Genomic DNA, 16,167 nt, shown 5'->3' with positions numbered 1-16,167 from the left:
GTTATTCACTTTTCACTGATATTGCCAAACCACCACTGGGGGCAAGGCGTTGTTTGAGTTTGGTTTTGTGAGTTACTTTCATTGTTTTGATAGAGTAACTTTGGGGGTTGGTACGCCAATCAGCATTTTTACCGTCGGTGTAGAGGGTAGCGGTATAGGTTTTTCCTTTGGGTAGAAAACTGAAATCAACGAGAGCTTCACGGGCGTTTTCATCGGTAATAGCACCTACGAACCACTCGTTTTTACCTTTAGCTTTGCGGGCAATGGTGATGTAATCGCCGGGTTCGGCTTCTAAAATGTAAGTATTATCCCAGTCGGCTACTACATCTTTGATAAATTGGAAAGCATCGAGGTGTTTTTCGTAGTTCTCAGGTAAGTCGGCTGCCATTTGCAACGGACTGTACATTGTTACGTAGAGCGCTAATTGCTTCACAAGGGTAGTGCTGAGTTTGGCTTTGTTGTTGCCATATTGGCTCAAATCGCCTTCAAAAATACCAGGGGTATAGTCCATAGCACCGCCCATTAAGCGAGTGAAGGGGAGGATAGTAGTATGTTCAGGGTGATTGCCGTTGAACGATTCAAATTCGGTGCCGCGTGCACTCTCTTGGGCTACCCAGTTAGGGTAAGTACGGCTCATACCGGTAGGTCGCACCGCTTCGTGTGAATTGACCATTATGCGGTACTTAGCAGCGGTTTCGGCTACATAGTTATAGTGGTTTACCATCCATTGTCCGTCGTGGTATTCGCTGCGCGGAATGATAGGTCCTACATAACCTGTTTTCACTGCATCGTAACCATTGTCGTTCATAAAGCGGAAAGCCTCGTGCAAGTGGCGTTCGTAATCCGCTACTGAGGAGGTCGTTTCGTGGTGCATAATCAGTTTTACACCTTTGGCAGCGGCGTATTGGTGTAGTGCTTGTACATCAAAATCGGGGTAGGCTTTGGTAAAGCTGTAGATGCGCTCTTTGTCGTAAGCATAATTATCTTCCCAACCCTCGTTCCAACCTTCCACAAGAACGGCATCAAAACCGTGTTGAGCGGCAAAATTGATGTATTTCTTCACGTGCTCGGTATTAGCACCGTGGTGTCCGTTAGGTGTGAGTTTTGTATAATCGGTAACGCCAATGGTAATATCGCGGTCATCGGAGTAAGCCCACGTACTGCTACCTCCTATGAAATACTCCCACCAAACGCCTATGTATTTGGTAGGGTGAATCCAAGAAGTATCGATGATTTTACAGGGTTCGTTGAGGTTGAGGATAAGGTTAGAAGCCAAAATATCGCGAGCATCATCGCTCACTACTATCGTGCGCCAAGGTGTTACGCTACCCGTTTGAATGTAGCCTTTTACCCCATTCTTATCGGGAACTAAATGAGCTGATAACTGATGTTCGACAGCATTGACGTTGAGCATCATCGCAGGGTAATTCACCAAAGCCGCCTCGTGCAAATTGATGTATAATCCATCACTCGATTTGAGCGTCAAGGGAGTTTGTACGGCTACATTGGGAGTAGGTGCTTTGGCAACCAAAGGCTCTTCGCGCACTTTATCTATAAGTTTTGGAATTTCCGAAATAGCAGAAGTGGTAATAGGAAACTCATTGGTGTCGTAGTCAGCGGGAATCCAGAAAGCTTTGTGGTTGCCAGAGAGTTGGAAAGCAGTAAGCTCTTCTTGAATTCTAAAGTGACGGAAGTTGTCTTGCAAGGGGAACTCATAGCGGAAACCTAAACCATCGTTGAACAAGCGAAAACGCAAGAGCAATTGTCGTCCGCTGTTTTTCTGAGAGAGGTGCACTAACATTTCTTTGTGATGGTCGCGTATTTCTTTGTTTTCACCCAATACTGGTTGCCATACACTATTAGCTTCAGCAAACTGAACATCTGTGATTTCAAAATTGCTGTTGAAATCCTCCTTTTGGTTGATTACAAAACCCAGTGCACTCTCGCTGATGACTTTTTTACCTTTGAAAGTTAAGGCGTAAGTAGGCGTGCCTTTTTCAGTGAGCCGAAATGAGAGTTTGAGGTTTCCGTTAGGAGATGAAAGAGTTTGTGCAAATAGAAGAGGTGCACAACAGAACATACATACAATAGTGATAATAAACTTTTTCATTGGTTAAATATTTTTGCTGTCATTTTATCTTTTGCTTGACCACTCATTGGCTCTCCCTGAAAGAAATTCTTGTAATATGATAGTAGCACTTATCTCATCTATCAGCGCTTTGTTCTGGCGTTGTTTCTTTTTAAGTCCGCTATCAATCATTGTTTGGAAAGCAAGTTTGGAGGTAAACCGCTCGTCTTGACGGTGGATAGGTATCTCTGGAAACTCCTGTTGTAACTTACTGATAAACTTTTGTATCTCAGCCTCTACGCTGGAATCCTCGTTGTTGAGTCGTTTAGGTTGCCCAATTACAAAGGCTTCTACGGCTTCCTCGGCAGTGTATTGTTTTAGGAAAGCCAGTAGGGTAGGGGTTTCTACTGTGCAAAGCCCCGAAGCGATGATTTGCAGGGGGTCGGTTACAGCAATACCTGTGCGTTTGGTTCCGTAGTCTATAGCTAAGAGTCGCATAATTATTCTTCCTCTATGATTTCCTTAAATGTTTTCCAAGTAGATGAAGAAATAACAGGCTTGTAGTTAGTTCGCTGTTTACTGATATTTTGTAGCAAATACTCTTTCCTATCTTTTGCGAAAGGATGAGTGCTTACCCATTTAAATGCCGAAGGCGGAGTATTTTTATCATCTATCACCCCTATAAACTCAGCAAAAGGTTTAGGGTCTATCTTCGCATTTTGTATATAGGTAAGTCCCACAAGGTCGGCTTCTTTTTCCATATTTCGGTTAAAAGCACTCGAAGATACAATTCTGCCTACTTCTGTAATCATCGAAAGGTCTGACCGCCCCGAAATAATAGCAAACAAAGTGCCTATCCCTAATTCTCTTACAAGCGACTGCATTACGTGATCTTTTTCAATATGCGCCAGCTCGTGCCCAATCACCCCACAAAGGGCTTCTGGGCTTGAGGTCTTTTTTACAAGTCCTGTATAAATCATCAGCTGGTGATTAGGCAAAGCAAAAGCATTTACCTCTTCACTATCTAATAAGTACACTTTCAGCTCCTTCCGGTCGATGTTATTAGCATCACATATTTTGGTCACCATACTGTCGATAGTCGCTACTGCAAGGCTATCGTCTACCACCGAGTTTCTGCTCGTGAAGTCCTCAAACATCATTTCACCCAGCTTCACCTCTATTTTCTTCACATATTCATTCCTTATCAGCGGGTTAATCTTAAAAATCCCCAACCAGTTTACTTGTTGCAGTAAAAACCAACCACCAAAGAAAACACACAGTAAAATAGTGCCTCTTGATATTACTTTATTCATTATTTTTTCACTATTAAATCTACAATATCACCGTAAAACCACCACGATAAATGTTCGCCCTTGCGTATCTTTATGGCAGAATAAAACGTGCCTATAATTTCATAGACATTAAAGATAAAGGCAATAATCAGCCAAGCAATATAAGCATTAGTTACTAAATTGCTCCCCAATACTATTGATACAGTCCACCAGAAAGTAGTGGTGTTTACAAAAAATAAGAAGAGTTGTGAAACGAAGGCTTGATAACAATGCCAACGCACAAAATAAGAGCCTTTGCGATGTGCCACCAGAAAGAATATGGTAGCCAGTAGATTGATGATAGGCAAAGGCATTCCCGCCATAATAGCCACTATCGACATTATATAGCTATTGGCAGCGCGCTCCTTGTCACCATCGCTGATGCGTTCGTTTAATTGTTTAGATTCTATCATAAACCTTTATAAATATTCCAAATCCAGTTCAGTACTATGAGAATAAAAAAGGGAATATACACGTAAGGGTGTTTAAAGAATTTTTCAAACTTTATGTAAGCTCCCTGCAAAGTAGTTTTCTTTCTGCATAAATCATAAAGTAACCATAACGGAGTAATGATAAGTAATACCGATGCCAATACCCCAAGCGGATTGGTTAGTAACGCCTCTCCCCAGTGTCCTTCAAAAAAAGCCTCAACCGACCGCGTGGTACCACACGACGGACAGGGGTACCCCGTAACATTCTTTATTGCACAAACAGTAACCCCTATGTCCTGTCCGTGAAAAATATAGTGGCTAAGTAGCCACCCCCAACAGGCAAGACATAGGAGTGTGATGAAAGTATAGAACTTTTTAGTCGTCAATTAGTAACTAAGTGCTGAAGCTAATAATTCCGCATTTTTGTCTCTTGTAGCGTCCATAATTAGGAACCAGTCCACAATTGTCCAAATACCCAAACCACCACAAGTAAGCAATTTACCAACTCCCATACCTACATCGCCTATGTAGAAACGGTCAATACCCAAATGTCCTGCAAAAATAGAAATGAGGAGAGAAGTAGTAGGGTCTTTAAATTGTATCGTTTGTAGCATTACCCATTTTGATTCGTCCAAAGAAAGAAGCTTTTCACGAATTTGAGGAACGATTTCAGGTCTGAAAAATTTACCATTAGTTACGATAAACATATCCACTTTTTGTGCATCCATAGTGTGTAAAATTATGAAATTAAAATTATGGTGCAATATTACAGCATTTTTTTGATATTGCCTAATATTTTAACAAAAAAAGTTATACTTCTGATTCAAATTCACAAATAGTGTCTTTAACAAGGTATTTTTCCACAAAATTGCAACACTTGGTCTTTACATTTCCCTTATCTTACCATCGTCTTGCCTTCATCATTCGTCTCTCGTCCCTCGTCATTTGTTCCCTTTTCCCTCGCTACCTTCCCCTTCTCGGAGATAGCCAGCAACAACTGGGTATGTGTAAGGGGGAGGTTTATCAGCTTTTCCAGCTTGTCCCCCTTCGGGGGTTCGGGGGCTTACCGAATAAAAGACTCGCCACAGTTTCTCCTTTTGAAGATATCCAGCAACAACTGGGTATGTGTAAAGAGTGATGTTATCTCCAAGTGCCTATGGCCTAAGGCCTAGTGCCTCTTCCTCTTTCTTTCGCCTCGAAACCCTCTTTTTGGCGTTTTTGGCATTGTTGTATTATATTATGAATCAATTATTTATATACCCTTTCTATACCAATCGTCCAAGATTCGTATAAGCTTCCTATAAGCTCTCTATAAGCTCACCCCACCCATCTTACAGCTCATTTTTTACCTCTTACCTCAACACGCCCTTCTGAACTCCTCCGTTTCCTTCCGAATTCTCCAACCTCTCCTCTGACCTGTCCGACCCGTCCATTCCTCTTGGTGGTATTATTGGCATTTCTGGTATTTCTGGCATTTATCCCATTTGCTAATCTGTTAATTTGCTAATTCTCTCATTTTCTAATTTCCAAATTTTCTAATCTGCTAATTTTCTACCCGCCTGGCTCCCACTTATTTTATCAACCGAATCGCTAATACAGCCTCTATGGTTGTAAAATAAAAAGAAGGTAATAAGATGAAGAGCATTTCGTATAAAGGAGAAGGACTTACAGTTTTTACCAGCGGAAGTGAGAGAATTACTACGGCTACAAAACGCAATGCAAAGCCCGCCATAAAAGCAAAAGCAGTGTGCTGTTTGCGTCTTTTGTTTACGATGAAGATAATACTAAATAAGAAGAAAGATAAACCACAATGGAAGATGAGCAAGGTTTTTAGCGAATAGTACAAACTAATACCCTCTGTGTTTACGCAATAATCGTACAGCCAAAAGAGTCCTACTCCTCCGGCAATAAGCAATAATAAATATTTTACAAACAGGAGTATGTTACTCTTCATCGCTCATCTGTTGGGCTTTCTTAATTACTGAATACATAGCTCCAAATACCCCAAAAAGCGAACATACCACTGTCCATAGAGAGTACTCATTAGGAAATTTACCATCTAACCAAACACCAAAAAAGCTACAAATGACTATGGTAATAGCCATTTGTAGCCCTATTTGTGAAAAGGTAATCCACTTATTTAGGTGGTTGTTTTTCGGCTGTAAGTGGTGTTTGTGGTTTTTCATTGATGGTAAAACTGTTTTTGCCTCCTTTCATCGAGCAAGAAACGTTAAATACCGCTCCTGGTTCTATAGAAAGCTTATCTACGTACACTTCGCCTTCTACAACTGCAGTAGATTTTAAACTTAAAATACTACTCACTTTGAGGGTACCTGTTATTTTACCTTCAATATCGGCGTTTTCGCAAATCACAGTGCCTTTTATCACACCGGTTCTGCCTACTACTAATTTACCTGAAGTTTGGAAAGTTCCTTCCACTTCACCATCAATTCTAAAATCAGATTTTGAATTGATTTCTCCTTTGAATTTTGTTTCAGTAACAATACGGTTGCTACTTCCTGTGGGATTTTCTGCTGCCATAATAATCTTTTTATTATCTCTCTCTTTATTAAATATAGCCATTTGTATTTCTATTTAAAATACAGCCCCAAAAGTACAATAAATATTTTTAAACTGCAATTTTTTTAATGATTCTTTTTTTATTATTTTTCTTAATAAATTGTTTTTTAATAGTTTAAGCTAATTAGCATATAAGAAAAAACTCTGGTAAAATTCAAGAATTACCAGAGTTTACTTGTTTTTATATTTGTTCTTTGATTAAGTGCGTAGGCAGTCCCATCACGTTGTTATAAGAGCCTTCAATAGTGGTAACTCCTATATGTCCTATCCACTCCTGTATACCGTAAGCTCCTGCTTTGTCAAATGGCTGATAGTGACTGATGTAATAGGTTATTTCGTCATCGGAAAGCTCTTTAAAGGTTACTTTCGTAATACAGTGCTCCGTTATTTGCTTTTCATTGGTAGTAAAACATATAGAGGTAATTACCTCGTGAGTCTTCCCCGAGAGCGAACGCAACATTGCAAAGGCTTCGGTAGTGTCTTTGGGTTTACCAAGGGCTTTACCTTCGTGCCACACAATAGTATCAGAGGTGAGAAGCATACAATCCGTAGGTATTTCACCCGCAAAGGGCGTAGCTTTCAGCTGGGCGAGATAGTCGGTGATTTGCTCTCGCTTTAAGTGTTTAGGGTAGGTTTCGTCTACGGGTTTGAGGACTACCTCATAAGGAAAATCTAATTCTTTCAGGAACTGCTGACGGCGCGGTGAGCCTGAGGCTAATATAATTTTCTTCATTATCGGTTGATGGTAAAAGGCAATCCGCTATAAGGCTTCATATATTCGTCTTCAAGACTCTTTTCGAGCATTTGCTTTTCGAGGTCACAGCGGTATACTTCCCCTTTTAGGTATTTTTCAATCATTAGTGAGGCGATGGGAGCAGCTACTCGTGCTCCGTAATACCCGTTTTCCACAAATACGGCAATAGCAATCTTAGGGTCTTCTATGGGAGCAAAAGCTACGAATATAGAGTGGTCAGTAAGTTGCATACGCTTCCCATTCACTTTTATAAAGTTTTCGGCGGTACCTGTTTTAGCAGCGATATTAATACCTTCAATTTGGGTACGGCGTGCGGTACCTTGCTCATATGCCATATTCATACCTCTAATCACAGGTTCAAAGTTCTTAGGGGCTATCGTAGTGTGTTTAGCAACGGTATACTCTTGAAATGGAGTAATTTTATTATCTATTTTTTTTACGATATGAGGGGTATAGTAATAACCTCTATTAGCGATGGCAGCCATCACATTAGCAAGCTGTATAGGAGTGGTGAGCAGTTCTCCTTGCCCAATAGCGTTAGAGATATTGGTTGTGCCGTTCCAGCGACCTTTACCATATTGTTTGTCATATAAAGCAGTATTAGGCACTTTCCCTGCACGTCCCGTCGGTAAGTCAGCACCTAAAAAGCTTCCCAATCCAAAACTTCGTACGTGAGCATTCCACTTGTCCATACCCACTGCCGAAGTGGTTTTCATATCAATAGCGCGCTTATAGGTATTTGCAAAATAAGAGTTACAAGAAAAAGCTATCCCGTGTAATAAGTCATTAGAACTGCGCCCGCAGTGGCAACGCATTATACGCCCTCCAAAACGATAACCTCCTCCACAGCTGAACACACTACCTGGTGTTATCACACCTTCCTGTAAGCCTATCAGTGCGTTTATTACTTTAAATGGCGACCCTGGTGGGTATTCTGCTAATAGTGTGCGGTCGTAAAGAGGTTTAGCAATCGAATCGTTATAAAGGGCTGTGTAGTTTTTAGAACGTTCACGTCCTACTAACAGAGCAGGGTCAAAAGTAGGTGCTGATATCAATGCGAGAATCTCACCTGTTTTAGGTTCTATAGCTACGATTCCGCCGTGTTTGTGTTGCATCAGCATTTCGCCATAGGCTTGCAAATTGATGTCTATGGTTAGTTGCAAAGGTTGCCCAGTGATAGGCAAAGTATCCATTGCGCCATTTTTATAACGTTCAATGGCAGCGTTGTGTTTGTCTTTTTGGAAGAATTGTACACCTTTTTTACCTCGTAAGAATTCCTCGTATTGTTTTTCTACCCCACTGCGCCCTATCAGTTCACCAGCTAAGTAATAAGGGTTCTTTTTCAGTTCCCATTCATTTACCTCGCTGATATATCCCAATACATTCCCCGCATTGTGAGTGAGGTAACTGCGGAGCATTCGCTTCTGTATATAAAATCCTTGAAACTTGCGCAACTTTTCTTGTAGTACGGCATAATCATCTTTGGAGAGCTGGTGCACGATTACCGAAGGTTTTTTGCGTGAGTAATCACTTGCTTTTATGAGTCGTTCCCTAAACTCTTCTTTACTGATTTCAAGGAGTCCACAAAGCTCTAAGGTATCGAGAGTTTTCACCTCACTGGGCACAACCATCACGTCATAGGCAGGTTGGTTCGATACCAATAGTTCTCCATTACGGTCGTAAATATATCCGCGTTCGGGGTAATCGTATACCGTTTCAATAGCAATGTTGTCAATTCCTGTATTTTCCTCGTGAAATATTACTTGTAAGAAGAATAACCGTACTAAGAACACCACTGCCACAAAAAGAATAATAATGGGCAACAGATATTTTCTCATTTCTTATTTTTACTAAACAGATAGATGAATAGCAAACAAACGATGATAGTGAAGATAGATGCTCCTACAATCTTTGCTAATGTAAGAAACAAGTGATTGAAGTTAAAGACTTCTAAGAAATAAAACAGTGTGTGATGCACTACCACCATCAAGGTTGTATAACTAAAAATCTTAGAAAACGGATAAGCGAGCAAATCCAATTCTTGATACTCAAAATTCTTGCCAAATACTGTTAGTAGTATCGGATTACGCAAATAAGCTATGAGTACACTACTGGCAGCGTGCAACCCTCCCGTATTAGAAAAAATGTCTATACACAACCCTATTAAAAATGCCGCTACCAATGAAGGCATTCTGTTTTCACGATAGGGTAATAACAGTATAAACACTATGTAAACCATCGGATTTACATAGCCCCAATACTCCACATTGTTGAAGATGAGTACCTGCAACAACACTAAGAATACAAATAAATATACATTTCTTACTACTGGGTGACTCATTTTGGGTTCTGTTTTTCTAAATCAGAAACGGCTGCTCTATCTCTATCTTCAATAATATACACATATTCAAGGTTCGACATATCAGCAAATAGCTTTACATCAATGATATACGTATTATCTTTTTTGCTCTTTTCAAAATGAACTATCCTGCCAATAGGAATTCCCTTGGGGAATATGTTCGACATACCCCCTGTTACAATCGTATCTCCATTCTGTATAGGGGCTATATTAGGTACTTCTAACAGCTGTACTTTATTCACCTCTCTGGTATCCCAACGCAATGAACCAAAGTGTTGTGTGCGCTTCACCATTGCATTCAGTGCCGACCTAGTATTCAGTACACTTTGTACAGTAGCAAACCTCTCCGAAGTATTCTCTATTATCCCCACAACTCCTTGTGGCGAGAGCACTCCCATATCTTGCTTTACACCGTCTTTTGTACCTTTGTCGATAGTGAGGTAGTTGTTTTTTAAACGGAAACTATTTTTTATAACATTTGCTTTAAGTACCTTGTATTTCAGTGAATCGGTAGTGGGAAATGACACCGAATCTACAAGAGATATATTGCGGATTTGCTGTTCCATCCGTAAGAGTTGTGAGCGCAGAGCTCTATTCTCCTCAGTAAGGGTTTCGTTCTGACCGCGTAAGCTAAAATATTGTGCCCAATAGTCTGTGAAACTGTAAAGCCTACCCGACACTGCATTCGCTGAGTTTATGTAAGCACTCTGAGGATAATAATTGCTGTTAAAAACCAAACCAATAGCGCATAAGAACAGTGCGAGGAACACAAAAAAGTCCCTCGACCTCATAAAGAATTGAATGATTTGGTTCATACCTCTTGTTTCTTATCTCTTACCTCTATCTATTTTACTTTAATAAAATACTTCTGAATTTATTAATGTTTTTTAGAGTGATACCTGTTCCACGTACTACGGCACGCAAAGGGTCTTCGGCTACGTATACAGGGAGGTCAGTTTTCATAGAAATACGTTTGTCTAACCCTCGCAACATCGAGCCACCACCTGCCATATAGATACCTGTATTATAGATATCGGCAGCCAATTCAGGAGGCGTTTGCGAAAGTGTCTCCATTATAGCATCTTCTATACGAAGAATAGACTTATCCAGTGCTTTCACCATTTCGCGGTAGGAAACTTGCACTTGCTTAGGCTTACCGGTGAGCAGGTCACGCCCTTGTACCATAATATCATCTGGTGGGGCATCGAGATCTTCAGTAGCGGCTCCTACGGTCATCTTAATGTTTTCTGCAGTACTTTCTCCTACGTAAAGGTTGTGTTGCGTACGCATATAGTGCACAATATCCGAGTTGAAAATATCCCCTGCAATTTTTACCGACTTGTCGCATACAATACCCCCTAAGGCAATCACCGCAATCTCGGTAGTACCCCCACCTATGTCGATAATCATATTACCCTTAGGTTGCATAATGTCAAGCCCTATACCAATAGCCGCTGCCATCGGTTCGTGTACGAGGTAAATATCCTTACCGTTCACACGTTCGCACGACTCGCGTACCGCACGCGTTTCCACCTCGGTAATTCCTGAGGGGATACAAACTACCATACGCAACGAAGGCGAGAAAAAGCGTTTGCGCAACGCAGGTATACTCTTAATGAGCATTCCTATCATCTGTTCCGAAGCGTCAAAGTCGGCAATTACCCCGTCTTTTAGCGGACGAACAGTCGTGATATTAGGGTGTGTTTTCCCTTGCATTAGCCGTGCTTCTCTACCTACGGCTATAATTCTTCTGGTTGTCCTATCTATTGCTACAATCGATGGACTATCAATCACTACCCTGTCATTGTGAATAATGAGGGTGTTCGCAGTACCCAAATCAATGGCTATTTCTTCTGTCAAGAAATCAAAAAAACCCATATTATTTTTCTTTCTATTATATATTTACCTTATAAATCAGTTATTTAAGTGTTTTGTAGACACTACTTTTTGCGGGTGCAATTTTACGATTTTTTTTTGACCTACACAAATATTCTTACACTTTTTCTCAAAACTTTATGGCTAACTACCTCTTATCTTGCTGTTTATCAGTTTATATGAATTTCTATTAAATAATTTCTATTCGATATAATATAACATCTTTTAGGTATACGTAAAACTAATTTCTAATCTCGCATAGTGTTCTACAATAGCTCACCGACTTTTGAGTAAGCACCGAGTTCCTATCCTTATCCATTACTCATTCCCTTTTCTTTCGCCTCGAAACCCTTTTTTTAACATTTTTAGCGCTGTTGTATAGTATTATTAATCAATTATTTATATACCTTTTCTATACCAATCGTCCAAGATTCGTATAAGCTTCCTATAAGCTCTCTATAAGCTAACCCCACCCAAATTACAGCTCATCTTTTAGCTTTTACTTCAATACACCCTTCCGTTTCTCTCCGATATCTTCCGAACCTCTCAACCCTCCCCATTTTCTCATTTTCAAATTTCCTCATTTTCTCATTTTCAAATTTTCTTATCTCATTGTTTTTAAGTATTTATCATTAGATAGTTGTATTTTTTTAAGATAAAAACGCATCAGGGCATTGCAGTTTGCTTTTTGTTTTATATCTTTGTAGCGTTAAAAAGAGACAAAAATGAACGATTTTCTTAACGCTCAGGAATCCCGAAAGAACAATCGCACTAAAAATATTGTTGCAGTAATAGTGGGTGTGGTGTCTTTTATTGTGGTATTTTTAGCAGCATTCTTTACGACGCGCTATCTCACAAGCTCCTTCTTTTCAAAAGCTAAAAACGATTTAGTTACCGATGAGATGAAGAATCAAGTAGCCGAAATAAACCGGCAATTACCACAAATAATAGAAGAGGGGGTGCGCTTAGATAGTGTTGCCCTAAAAGGGGAAAAAACTATGGGGTATTATGCAACCCTTTTTAATTTCGATTCCGAAGGAGTAGAGTTCGACGCATCAGCAGCTAAGGAAGCCATTGTACAAAACCTAAGAACCAATCGCGGGAAGATGCGTTTTTTCATTGATAACAATATAACACTGTACTATTATTACTACGATAAAAACAAAAAAGTTGTAACCGAAATAGAAATAGCCCCATCACTCTACAAATAACTAACGATTAAAAACTAATAACTAAACACTAATGAATATTATCATTGCCATTGATGGCTATTCCTCAACAGGAAAGAGTACTACTGCCAAAGCCGTAGCCAAAGCGTTAGGCTACGTCTATATCGATACAGGTGCGATGTACCGCGCCGTTACTTATTTAGCCTTAGAAAAAGGTTATGTTTCTACCTCGGGCATCGAAGTAAAACCGCTGATGAAAGCCCTGCGAAAGTCGGAAATAAAGTTCGTATACAACCCTGAGTTGGGATTTTCTGAAATTTATTTAGACGGTAAGAATATCGAAAACGAAATACGCGGTATTGAAATAGCCAATTGGGTGAGCGAAGTTGCCAAACAACCCGAAGTGCGCACTTACCTAGTAGACCTTCAACGCAAAATGGGTAAAGACAAAGGTATTGTAATGGACGGACGCGATATCGGTACAACGGTATTCCCGAATGCTGAACTTAAAATATTTATGACCGCTAGCGAACAAGTGCGCGCCCAGCGCCGTTATAAAGAGTTACAAGCCAAAGGCGATAAAGCATCGTTCGACGAAGTGCTTGCCAATATCCAGCACCGCGACCATATCGATACTACCCGCAAAGAGTCACCTCTCAAAAAAGCTGATGATGCCATAGTTATCGATAATACCAATCTTACGATAGAGGAACAAGTACAAAAAATCTTAGCATTTGTTAATTGTTAATTGTCAATTGTCAATTGTTTTGTATCTTTGCCCCCGAAATAAAGAAAAGAACTATGTGCGAAAATCAACATACGTGTGGCTGTAGCAATGCCGAAACCCGTCATAATTGGACGAAAGAAGAAATAATGGCTATTTACAATAAACCCCTAATGGAGTTGCTCTACGAAGCCGCTACCGTGCACCGTAAATATCACGACCCTAACTCAGTACAAGTCTCTACACTTCTCTCTATTAAAACCGGAGGTTGCTCCGAAGACTGTGCTTACTGTCCGCAATCGGCGCGTTACGAAACCGAAGTAAAAATAGAAAACGCCGATATGATGGGTGTTACTCACGTAAAAGCCCAAGCCCTTCGTGCTAAATCAGCAGGAGCTTCACGTGTGTGTATGGGGGCAGCGTGGCGTAACGTAAAAGATGGTCCCGAATTTGAACAGGTGCTCGAAATGGTGCGTACTATCAATAAGCTGGATATGGAAGTGTGCTGTACACTCGGTATGCTTACCGAAAACCAAGCCAAACGTTTGGCGGAAGCAGGCTTGTATGCTTACAATCACAACCTAGATACGTCAGAAGAATACTACAAAGAAATCATTTCTACCCGTAGTTATGACGACCGCCTCAAAACGATTGACAACGTGCGCAAAACCAATATCACTGTGTGCAGTGGAGGGATTATTGGTATGGGTGAATCACTCGAAGACCGCGCCGGAATGCTCGTAGCGCTCTCAACGCTCAATCCACAACCCGAGTCAGTGCCTATCAATGCCTTAGTGCCCGTAGAAGGAACACCTTTGGAAGACTGTGAGCCCGTAGATATCTTCGAGATGGTGCGTATGGTAGCTACCGCACGTATCGTGATGCCACAATCGCAAGTGCGCCTTTCCGCAGGTCGTACCCAAATGAGCCAAGAAGGACAAGCTCTCTGTTTCTTTGCGGGAGCCAACTCTATCTTCGCAGGCGATAAGCTCCTCACCACTCCTAACCCCGATATCAATGAGGATATGCAAATGCTCGGCGTACTTGGTATGCGTATTCAGAAACCTTTTGAAACGCATCCACAGCCTCATACGGTAGAAGCAGAAGATTCTCAATATCACTCCTTAGGCGAAAACCCTAAATGGACACGCCCTAACCATAAAATAGAGCGCAACGAAGAAAAGAGGAAGATGGTTAAAATAGCACATTAGTAAATCTGCTAATTTTCTAATTTTCTCTATGAACTCCGAAATTCTCAAAGAAATCATCACAACCCCAATGCCCTATGGCAAGTACAAGGGTACTATGATTGCTGATTTGCCTTCCTATTACCTCGAGTGGTTCAGCACTCAAGGATTTCCCAAAGGAAAATTAGGAATGCTATTGGCTACTACTTTCGAGATAAAAACTAATGGTCTACAAGAGATAATCGATAAACTAAAAGAATATGTTAGTCAAGAAAGTTAACGGAAAGTAACCTACCTTTGGGGAAGGTTGCTTTTTTGCTGAAAATGCTACCCTTACCGGTGATGTGCACTTAGGCGACCGCTGTACCGTGTGGTATAATGCGGTTATTCGTGGCGATGTAAACACTATTTGCATAGGTGATGACACCAATATCCAAGATGGTGTAGTGATTCACGCTACCTATCAAACACACCCTACGACCATTGGCAATCGCGTGTCCATAGGGCATAACGCTATTGTACACGGCTGTACTATCGAAGATGATGTGCTTATAGGTATGGGAAGCATCGTAATGGACGGGTGTGTGGTAGAAAACCATAGCATTGTAGCCTGCTGGAGCCGTAGTACCTCCTAATACCCATATAGAAAAAGGGAGCCTCTATGCTGGCGTTCCTGCTAAAAAACTCAAAAATATTACCGATGAACAGAAAACTCTCATCGAGCGAATTGCCCTAAACTATCCTAAATATGCAAGTTGGATAGAAAAATAGACAATATGCTATGTGTTGATTATCAGTATTAAATATATGTTATTTAAAATTATTCTACTATTTATTTGGATGTATTCAAAATAATATATACCTTTGCCCCACTATTAGTAAAGGAATATAATAGTAGTAAAGTCTTTATATTTCGTTTGCGATTCCTTGTGAAGTCTGTATTCTTTTTTAGTGTTTTTAATAGTTGTTACCTTTTCTTCACAAGTGAATTAGTTAGTTTTACATATAAAAGTCCAGTGTGCTACACACTGGACTTTTTTTGATTTTACAGTATTATTTTTGTGTATTAGCATAAAAGTAGTATCTTTGCCATTATTTTTAAACTAAGAAAACCGATGAAAAAAATTATTGTAGCTGTAATGCTTATGTTTTTCTCAGCAAAAACATTTGCCCAAAGTGATTTTCCTCAACATCAAGTAAACTTAAATATCTTGAATGTTATATGGTTAGCTTCTGTAGAGTTAGGTTATGAACATTACATAGCTCCTAATCAGTCTATCGAAGGAACTATTTTCTTTAACGACCGCTTTTCTGTATTCCCTAAAAAGAGTGGAGAGAAGTACAGAGCTACTAGTATTCAAATAGGATATAACTACTATTTTGAAGAAGACGGAGGCACAGGGCTCTATGTAAATCCCTTTATCAAACAACGCTTTGGAACATTCTCTGAAGATGGAGTAAAAACGCGTTTGGATAGTTTTATCTTAGGTGTAGGGGCAGGTTACCAATGGAATCTCGACGATACCTTTATCATCGCTCCTTTTGCAAATATTGCACGAAACTTTGGTAAACAAGTTAATGAAAATAAGAAGTTCTGGGCTATCGAACCTAACTTTGGTATTAAGATAGGATATAAATTCTAAATCTATTATCTATTAAAAAGGCTACCTTTGGGGTAGCCTTTTCTAT

General features: G+C 40.2%; 19 protein-coding genes and 3 pseudogenes. 7 read left to right on the top strand and 15 right to left on the bottom strand.

The annotated features are described in order from the left end of the window. Position 1: 1 nt before the first annotated feature. The 5 genes and pseudogenes from HMPREF1321_RS10615 to HMPREF1321_RS12285 form a co-directional block, all read right to left on the bottom strand. Positions 2-2,110, bottom strand: a complete 2,109-nt coding sequence (locus tag HMPREF1321_RS10615) for a glycoside hydrolase family 97 protein (protein ID WP_034576062.1) — start codon at positions 2,108-2,110, stop codon at positions 2-4. A gap of 24 nt (positions 2,111-2,134) precedes the next feature. Then, positions 2,135-2,566, bottom strand: coding sequence for a Holliday junction resolvase RuvX (gene ruvX, locus HMPREF1321_RS10610; protein WP_009422551.1), 432 nt, complete (start codon positions 2,564-2,566; stop codon positions 2,135-2,137). A gap of 2 nt (positions 2,567-2,568) precedes the next feature. After that, positions 2,569-3,381 carry a M48 family metallopeptidase gene (locus HMPREF1321_RS10605; protein WP_009422635.1) on the bottom strand — a complete coding sequence of 271 codons (813 nt, stop codon included), beginning with the start codon at positions 3,379-3,381 and terminating at the stop codon, positions 2,569-2,571. Next, positions 3,381-3,812, bottom strand: a complete 432-nt coding sequence (locus tag HMPREF1321_RS10600; protein ID WP_009422620.1) for a hypothetical protein — start codon at positions 3,810-3,812, stop codon at positions 3,381-3,383. Before HMPREF1321_RS10600 ends, HMPREF1321_RS10605 begins: the two co-directional genes overlap by 1 nt. Then, positions 3,809-4,048 (bottom strand): annotated as a pseudogene (locus HMPREF1321_RS12285) (DUF2752 domain-containing protein); the annotation flags it as partial. The gene HMPREF1321_RS10600 and the pseudogene HMPREF1321_RS12285, both read right to left, overlap by 4 nt. On the opposite strand from HMPREF1321_RS12285, the gene HMPREF1321_RS12280 reads away from it, so the two are divergent. Then, positions 3,969-4,136, top strand: coding sequence for a hypothetical protein (locus tag HMPREF1321_RS12280; protein WP_009417661.1), 168 nt, complete (start codon positions 3,969-3,971; stop codon positions 4,134-4,136). The pseudogene HMPREF1321_RS12285 and the gene HMPREF1321_RS12280 sit on opposite strands and share 80 nt — an antisense overlap. 80 nt (positions 4,137-4,216) lie before the next feature. On the opposite strand, the gene HMPREF1321_RS10590 is transcribed toward HMPREF1321_RS12280, so the two are convergent. The 10 genes and pseudogenes from HMPREF1321_RS10590 to HMPREF1321_RS10550 all read right to left on the bottom strand — a co-directional run bounded on the left by HMPREF1321_RS10590 (position 4,217) and on the right by HMPREF1321_RS10550 (position 11,401). Further along, positions 4,217-4,558 carry a TM2 domain-containing protein gene (locus HMPREF1321_RS10590; RefSeq protein ID WP_009417595.1) on the bottom strand — a complete coding sequence of 114 codons (342 nt, stop codon included), beginning with the start codon at positions 4,556-4,558 and terminating at the stop codon, positions 4,217-4,219. Between the two features lie 167 nt (positions 4,559-4,725). After that, positions 4,726-4,918 (bottom strand): annotated as a pseudogene (locus HMPREF1321_RS12275) (phosphinothricin acetyltransferase). 482 nt (positions 4,919-5,400) lie between these two features. Beyond that, a complete protein-coding gene (locus HMPREF1321_RS10585) occupies positions 5,401-5,784 on the bottom strand; it encodes a hypothetical protein (RefSeq protein WP_034576058.1) in 384 nt (127 codons plus the stop codon). Next, complete coding sequence (locus tag HMPREF1321_RS10580) at positions 5,774-6,016, bottom strand: AtpZ/AtpI family protein (protein ID WP_083832750.1); 243 nt, start codon at positions 6,014-6,016, stop codon at positions 5,774-5,776. The genes HMPREF1321_RS10585 and HMPREF1321_RS10580 overlap by 11 nt, the downstream gene beginning before the upstream one ends. Beyond that, positions 5,967-6,413: a polymer-forming cytoskeletal protein gene (locus HMPREF1321_RS10575; protein WP_009422598.1), complete on the bottom strand. Its 447-nt coding sequence runs from the start codon at positions 6,411-6,413 to the stop codon at positions 5,967-5,969. Before HMPREF1321_RS10575 ends, HMPREF1321_RS10580 begins: the two co-directional genes overlap by 50 nt. 178 nt (positions 6,414-6,591) lie before the next feature. Further along, positions 6,592-7,143, bottom strand: a complete 552-nt coding sequence (locus tag HMPREF1321_RS10570) for a Maf-like protein (protein WP_009422589.1) — start codon at positions 7,141-7,143, stop codon at positions 6,592-6,594. Further along, positions 7,143-9,002 (bottom strand): penicillin-binding protein 2, encoded by a 1,860-nt coding sequence (gene mrdA / locus HMPREF1321_RS10565; RefSeq protein WP_002675470.1) that lies wholly within the window; start codon positions 9,000-9,002, stop codon positions 7,143-7,145. The genes HMPREF1321_RS10570 and mrdA overlap by 1 nt, the downstream gene beginning before the upstream one ends. Beyond that, entirely contained in the window at positions 8,999-9,505 is a 507-nt protein-coding gene (gene mreD, locus HMPREF1321_RS10560; protein WP_009411304.1) for a rod shape-determining protein MreD, read from the bottom strand. Before mreD ends, mrdA begins: the two co-directional genes overlap by 4 nt. Then, positions 9,502-10,338 carry a rod shape-determining protein MreC gene (gene mreC / locus HMPREF1321_RS10555; RefSeq protein WP_002675472.1) on the bottom strand — a complete coding sequence of 279 codons (837 nt, stop codon included), beginning with the start codon at positions 10,336-10,338 and terminating at the stop codon, positions 9,502-9,504. The genes mreD and mreC overlap by 4 nt, the downstream gene beginning before the upstream one ends. Before the next feature lie 34 nt (positions 10,339-10,372). After that, positions 10,373-11,401, bottom strand: a complete 1,029-nt coding sequence (locus tag HMPREF1321_RS10550) for a rod shape-determining protein (protein WP_002675473.1) — start codon at positions 11,399-11,401, stop codon at positions 10,373-10,375. Positions 11,402-12,123: 722 nt separating this feature from the next. On the opposite strand from HMPREF1321_RS10550, the gene HMPREF1321_RS10545 reads away from it, so the two are divergent. The 6 genes and pseudogenes from HMPREF1321_RS10545 (at position 12,124) to HMPREF1321_RS10520 (ending at position 16,121) form a co-directional block, all read left to right on the top strand. Continuing rightward, the gene (locus tag HMPREF1321_RS10545; protein WP_009422597.1) at positions 12,124-12,609 is read left to right on the top strand and encodes a hypothetical protein; all 486 of its coding nucleotides are present in this window, start codon (positions 12,124-12,126) and stop codon (positions 12,607-12,609) included. A gap of 31 nt (positions 12,610-12,640) precedes the next feature. Then, complete coding sequence (cmk, locus tag HMPREF1321_RS10540) at positions 12,641-13,315, top strand: (d)CMP kinase (RefSeq protein ID WP_009422545.1); 675 nt, start codon at positions 12,641-12,643, stop codon at positions 13,313-13,315. 53 nt (positions 13,316-13,368) lie between these two features. Beyond that, a complete protein-coding gene (gene bioB, locus HMPREF1321_RS10535; protein ID WP_009422581.1) occupies positions 13,369-14,502 on the top strand; it encodes a biotin synthase BioB in 1,134 nt (377 codons plus the stop codon). 28 nt (positions 14,503-14,530) lie between these two features. Continuing rightward, positions 14,531-14,758 (top strand): DUF3820 family protein, encoded by a 228-nt coding sequence (locus HMPREF1321_RS10530; protein WP_002675489.1) that lies wholly within the window; start codon positions 14,531-14,533, stop codon positions 14,756-14,758. Next, positions 14,739-15,249, top strand: a pseudogene (locus HMPREF1321_RS10525) (gamma carbonic anhydrase family protein). The gene HMPREF1321_RS10530 and the pseudogene HMPREF1321_RS10525 overlap by 20 nt, the downstream one beginning before the upstream one ends. Positions 15,250-15,593: 344 nt before the next feature. Continuing rightward, positions 15,594-16,121, top strand: coding sequence for a DUF3575 domain-containing protein (locus tag HMPREF1321_RS10520; RefSeq protein WP_009411308.1), 528 nt, complete (start codon positions 15,594-15,596; stop codon positions 16,119-16,121). The last annotated feature ends 46 nt before the right edge of the window (positions 16,122-16,167 follow it).

This window comes from Capnocytophaga sp. oral taxon 412 str. F0487, assembly GCF_000271925.1.
GTDB lineage: Bacteria > Bacteroidota > Bacteroidia > Flavobacteriales > Flavobacteriaceae > Capnocytophaga > Capnocytophaga ochracea.
The sequence above is the reverse complement of the archived record's forward strand: the minus strand, read 5'-3'. Positions and strand labels throughout refer to the sequence as shown.

Excerpts from the sequence above, each read along its gene's own strand:
- mrdA (WP_002675470.1), bottom strand. The coding sequence starts at position 9,002 with ATGAGAAAATATCTGTTGCCCATTATTATTCTTTTTGTGGCAGTGGTG.
- HMPREF1321_RS10600 (WP_009422620.1), bottom strand. The coding sequence starts at position 3,812 with ATGATAGAATCTAAACAATTAAACGAACGCATCAGCGATGGTGACAAG.
- ruvX (WP_009422551.1), bottom strand. The coding sequence starts at position 2,566 with ATGCGACTCTTAGCTATAGACTACGGAACCAAACGCACAGGTATTGCT.
- mreC (WP_002675472.1), bottom strand. The coding sequence starts at position 10,338 with ATGAACCAAATCATTCAATTCTTTATGAGGTCGAGGGACTTTTTTGTG.
- HMPREF1321_RS10575 (WP_009422598.1), bottom strand. The coding sequence starts at position 6,413 with ATGGCTATATTTAATAAAGAGAGAGATAATAAAAAGATTATTATGGCA.
- HMPREF1321_RS10615 (WP_034576062.1), bottom strand. The coding sequence starts at position 2,110 with ATGAAAAAGTTTATTATCACTATTGTATGTATGTTCTGTTGTGCACCT.
- bioB (WP_009422581.1), top strand. The coding sequence starts at position 13,369 with ATGTGCGAAAATCAACATACGTGTGGCTGTAGCAATGCCGAAACCCGT.
- HMPREF1321_RS10550 (WP_002675473.1), bottom strand. The coding sequence starts at position 11,401 with ATGGGTTTTTTTGATTTCTTGACAGAAGAAATAGCCATTGATTTGGGT.
- HMPREF1321_RS12280 (WP_009417661.1), top strand. The coding sequence starts at position 3,969 with ATGATAAGTAATACCGATGCCAATACCCCAAGCGGATTGGTTAGTAAC.
- HMPREF1321_RS10520 (WP_009411308.1), top strand. The coding sequence starts at position 15,594 with ATGAAAAAAATTATTGTAGCTGTAATGCTTATGTTTTTCTCAGCAAAA.
- HMPREF1321_RS10570 (WP_009422589.1), bottom strand. The coding sequence starts at position 7,143 with ATGAAGAAAATTATATTAGCCTCAGGCTCACCGCGCCGTCAGCAGTTC.
- HMPREF1321_RS10590 (WP_009417595.1), bottom strand. The coding sequence starts at position 4,558 with ATGGATGCACAAAAAGTGGATATGTTTATCGTAACTAATGGTAAATTT.
- HMPREF1321_RS10585 (WP_034576058.1), bottom strand. The coding sequence starts at position 5,784 with ATGAAGAGTAACATACTCCTGTTTGTAAAATATTTATTATTGCTTATT.
- mreD (WP_009411304.1), bottom strand. The coding sequence starts at position 9,505 with ATGAGTCACCCAGTAGTAAGAAATGTATATTTATTTGTATTCTTAGTG.
- HMPREF1321_RS10545 (WP_009422597.1), top strand. The coding sequence starts at position 12,124 with ATGAACGATTTTCTTAACGCTCAGGAATCCCGAAAGAACAATCGCACT.
- cmk (WP_009422545.1), top strand. The coding sequence starts at position 12,641 with ATGAATATTATCATTGCCATTGATGGCTATTCCTCAACAGGAAAGAGT.
- HMPREF1321_RS10605 (WP_009422635.1), bottom strand. The coding sequence starts at position 3,381 with ATGAATAAAGTAATATCAAGAGGCACTATTTTACTGTGTGTTTTCTTT.
- HMPREF1321_RS10530 (WP_002675489.1), top strand. The coding sequence starts at position 14,531 with ATGAACTCCGAAATTCTCAAAGAAATCATCACAACCCCAATGCCCTAT.
- HMPREF1321_RS10580 (WP_083832750.1), bottom strand. The coding sequence starts at position 6,016 with ATGAAAAACCACAAACACCACTTACAGCCGAAAAACAACCACCTAAAT.